The sequence below is a fragment of the Paracoccus pacificus genome (assembly GCF_042680785.1).
GTDB lineage: Bacteria > Pseudomonadota > Alphaproteobacteria > Rhodobacterales > Rhodobacteraceae > Paracoccus > Paracoccus pacificus.
The window spans coordinates 1-4259 of sequence record NZ_JBHUEN010000009.1 but is presented as its reverse complement, the minus strand read 5'-3'; the positions used below and the strand labels follow the sequence as shown (position 1 = coordinate 4259).

The 4259-nt window shown below is 60.0% G+C and carries 4 protein-coding genes; 2 read left to right on the top strand and 2 right to left on the bottom strand.

Annotated features, from left to right (window positions below; all coding sequences use genetic code 11):
* Positions 1–62: 62 nt before the first annotated feature.
* Positions 63–1022, bottom strand: a complete 960-nt coding sequence (locus tag ACFSCT_RS03710; RefSeq protein ID WP_379140182.1) for an alpha/beta hydrolase — start codon at positions 1020–1022, stop codon at positions 63–65.
* A 17-nt stretch (positions 1023–1039) separates the two neighbouring features.
* On the bottom strand, positions 1040–2230 hold the full coding sequence (locus ACFSCT_RS03705) for an MFS transporter (RefSeq protein WP_379140181.1): 1191 nt from the start codon (positions 2228–2230) through the stop codon (positions 1040–1042).
* 88 nt (positions 2231–2318) lie between these two features.
* Between ACFSCT_RS03705 and ACFSCT_RS03700 the strand changes: the two genes are divergently transcribed.
* Both ACFSCT_RS03700 and ACFSCT_RS03695 read left to right on the top strand, forming a co-directional pair.
* Positions 2319–3239, top strand: coding sequence for a LysR family transcriptional regulator (locus tag ACFSCT_RS03700; RefSeq protein WP_379140180.1), 921 nt, complete (start codon positions 2319–2321; stop codon positions 3237–3239).
* Between the two features lie 329 nt (positions 3240–3568).
* A complete protein-coding gene (locus ACFSCT_RS03695; RefSeq protein ID WP_379140179.1) occupies positions 3569–4186 on the top strand; it encodes a P-loop ATPase, Sll1717 family in 618 nt (205 codons plus the stop codon).
* Positions 4187–4259 lie beyond the last annotated feature (73 nt).

Sequence of the window (4259 nt, the reverse complement as noted above, 5' to 3'; positions counted from 1 at the left end):
TTTACGCCGCCCGCAGCAGCACCATGCCGCCGCTAACGTGGACTAATTTCGCACCGCCGTTCTCAGGTTTCGCTGAAATAACGCGAATGGGCCTTCTCGCCATGGATCAGCAGCACCGGACGCGGCGAGATCTCCGCGATATAGCTGAGGATCGGCATGTTCATGAAGCTGAGCGGCGTGGTCTGCGTCCAGGCATTGCCGGAATTGACCGCACGCGGGTGATAGCCGCGCGGCGTCATGTAATAGTCGTGGTAATCGACCATGAATTGCGGCTCGCCGCCCTTCAGGACGTTGTAGGCGGACTGATAGGCCGGCGCGCCATTGGCGGCATCCTCCCAGCGCTGGCGGCTCAGCTGCGCCAGCGTTTCGGCCCTCTGTTCGGGCGTGACGCTGTCATTATAGCCCTTCGACATGACACGGGTCATGTCATACATGGTGCTGGCCACGACCGCCTTCACGCGCTTGTCGGCGGCGACCGCATTCAGGGCCATGCCGCCCCAGCCGCAAATGCCGATGACACCGATCCGCTCGCGGTTCACAGCATCATGCAGGCCGAGATAGTCGACCGCCGCCATGAAATCCTCGGTATTGATGTCGGGCGAGGCGGTATTGCGCGGCGTGCCCCCGCTTTCGCCGGTGAAGGACGGATCGAAGGCGAGTGTAACGAAGCCACGTTCGGCCATGGTCTGGGCATAAAGCCCCGAGGACTGTTCCTTGACCGCGCCGAAGGGACCGCCGACGGCAAGGGCGGGCATGGTGCCTGCACGGTCATTGGGCAGATAGAGATCGCCGACCAGCGTGATGCCGTAACGGTTGGTAAAGCTGACCTTCTCATGGTCGACGCGGTCGCTTTTCGGGAAAACCTTGTCCCAGTCGTCTGTCATGGTCTGTGCCTTTGCAGTTGGTGTGATGATGGAGGCCGCGCCGATGGCGGCGACACTCGCGCCGGTCATTTTCAACAATGCGCGGCGGTTCAGAGTGGCGCGGGCGGCCGGTTCATTGGATGTGATCAGGTTGGTCATCTCTGTCTCCTTTCGGTTCAGTGGTTTGGCTTCAGAAGGCGCTGCCCGTTGCCAATCAGGGCCGCGGCGAGGGCGGCAAGCACCACGCTTCCCGCGAAGGTTGCGGTGATGGAAAAGCGGTCCAGCAGCAGGCCGCCGATGACCGCGCCCAGCAGGATCGAGGCCTGGATAGCGGCGACCAGCAGGCTGCCTGCGGCCTCGGGGGCGTCATCGACGTTCTGCGACATCCAGGTCATGAAGATGACCGACAGCGCCGTGTTCATTGCGCCCCAGATCGCCAGCAAACCCGCGACGGCCAGCGGCGCGGAGCCGAGAGCGATCAGCCCCAGCGTCGCCGCACCCATCACAAGGGCTGGCAGCTTCATCAGTGGCGCGACCTGTCCGCTGACAAAGCGGCCAGCCGTCCAGGTGCCGATGAACCCGGCCATGCCCAGCGCCAGCAGCAGCGCGGACAGTGTTTCCGGGCCGACCTTGGTCACCTGCTCCAGAAACGGACGCAGATAGGTGAACATGGTGAAGGCCGCGCCCCAGGTCAGCATCGCCGCGATCAGCGCGCGCCGGAAATAAGGCCGACGGAGCAGCGCAATCAGTGCGCCGAGGTTCTGACGGCCCCGCGCCGGCAAGGATGGCAGGGCAATAAGGTGCCAGATCAGGTTGACGGCAACGACGGGGGTCAGCGCCCAGAACACCTCGCGCCAGCCCAGAACCTCGCCCAGATAGCTGCCGAGCGGCGCGGCAAAGGCCGCCGCCATGGCTTGCCCGCCATACATGATCGACAGGGCGCGGGGCAGATCCGGTTCGGGCACCAGCCGCATCATCACCGCCGCCGCCAGCGCCCAGAAACCGCCGATGCAGATGCCCAGAAGCGCACGTGCCACCATCAAAACGGCGAAATTCGGCGCCATCGCCACCATCACTAGCGACAGCAGCATCAGCGCGGTTAGGCCGATCATGACCCATTTGCGATTGAACCCGCCCGCGACGGTTGTGATCAGCAGGCTCGATGCCAGCGCGAACAGCCCGCTGACCGAAATCGCCTGGCCCGTCGCGCCCTCGGTTGCGCCCAGCCCTTGCGCCATGGGCGTCAGCAGGCTGACCGGCATGAACTCGGCCGCGATCAACATCGTCACCGAAAGCGACATGGACAGGACAGCACCCCATGCACTGGCACGCCCCTTGTCGGCAGAGAAGAAACTTGCATCCGTCATCGTCATCCTCCGGCTTCTTTGCTGCTGAGCGGAAGATAGCCGGGCCAAGGCGATCAGATTAGCCGCGTAGAATGGCATGGACTAATCGATGCTGTCGATCAATCATGCGCTCATGTCCAAGACCGATTTCAACGATCTGATGTGGTTCCGCATCACCGCCGAGGAGCGGAGTTTTACCAAGGCCGCCGCCCGGATCGGCGTGGCCCAATCGACGCTGAGCCATACGATCAAGCGTCTGGAAACCAATCTGGGCATCCGCTTGCTGACCCGCACCACTCGCAGCGTCGCCCCTACGCCTGCGGGCGCGCGTCTGCTGGCCACCGTCGCCCCGCGGCTGACCGAGATAGAGGACGAAATCGCCGCCCTGATGGAATTCCGCGACAAGCCCTCGGGGTCCATCCGGTTAACGCTGTCCGATCACGCCTTCGAGACCGTGGTCTGGCCCAAGCTCAAGCCGGTGCTCGCCGCGCATCCCGATATCAGCGTCGAATTCAGCATCGACAGCGGGTTCCGCAACATCGTCGAGGACGGTTTCGATGCTGGCGTCCGCCTTGGGGAAAGCGTCGAAAAGGACATGATCGCTGTGCGCATCGGCCCCGACTGGCGCATGGTCGCGGTGGCCGCCCCTGTTTATTTCGCCGAACACGCCCCGCCGCTGCACCCGCAGGACCTGCTGCAGCACAACTGCATCAACATGCGCCATGAAACGCGCGGCGGCCTGTACCCGTGGGAGTTCGAGAAGAACGGGCAACAGCTGAACGTCCGCGTCGACGGCCAGCTGACCTTCAACAACTCCTACGCGATGATGGACGCCGCGCTCAGCGGCATGGGCATCGCCTTCGTGCCTAACAGCCTGGCCGACGATCACATCGCTTCGGGCGCGCTGCAACTGGCGTTGGACGACTGGTCGCCGTTCTTCGACGGCTATTTCCTGTATTATCCCACGCGCCGCCAGAACCTGCCGGCGTTCAGGCTGATCGTCGATATGCTGCGGCGTAGAATGGGCTGACTCAGGAGGCGCAGTAGAGTGATCAGGGCGGCGTCTTCCGGCCCAAAGCTGCCAGTCGGGGCCTGTCGATGCTGCCCGACGGCATTCACGGAAGCGGGCATTCAACCATCGAAGCAGCGAGAGCCCAAGAAAAACGTGTTGATTCTCTCGCTGGTTATCCTTTGATAAGAATCCGACCTTCGGCCGCATTGAGCAGAAGACAATCCGGCCAGAGGTGCGCATCTCCATCGTATTCCACAATCTACATGGCCTTGAATGTAGCTAAGTTATCGTGTCATCTTGCGCGAATAGGACTTGAACTGGCGCTAATTACCCAAAAGGATGCAGAAATGAAGAAATTTTCCGATATCAATTTTGGAGAAATCAGTGCTGAGGCTGAGCGAGAGCACAATCCAAAACTGATTGAAGACGGATTTGTCGACCTCAACAAGATTGAAGATGAGGCTCTCAACGGAAAGCGCTTTCTCTTCTTAGGGTACAAAGGTTCTGGAAAGTCGAGCATAGGGGAAAGGATCGACCTGACTCAAGGTGGAAAATACAATAGATTTGTGAGAAAGGTCTCCTTGGCAGACTTTCCGTTTACGCCATTCTCTAAAATCGTAAAGGGAGACATGGAGCCTGAAGCAAAATTCCCTACCGCTTGGTCTTGGATACTACTGATTTACGCAATTGAATCCTTCTCGAAGGATGCCGCTACATTTCACCCAGAATTGAGCGACTTCTCAGTTGCAATACAGGCCTTCAAGGACCTTGGCATCTCGCCTGATGCGTCACCAGCTTCAATTGCCCGTACATCCTCTAAGAACTCATTCACTGTAAAACTTCCCTACAATTTATTTGAGGCAAAGAGTGAAACAGGTCAGACTAAAAATTTAGACGACATCTTTAATTTTGTCTCCAGCCTCAAAGCATTTATTGTCGGCACACGATCGCCAAACAGGCATTAGGGCGCCTCTAAAAATTGCAGCAATGCGGCGGTCGGGGTATGACGCGGGAGGCGTTCGACGGTAGGGGCATGGC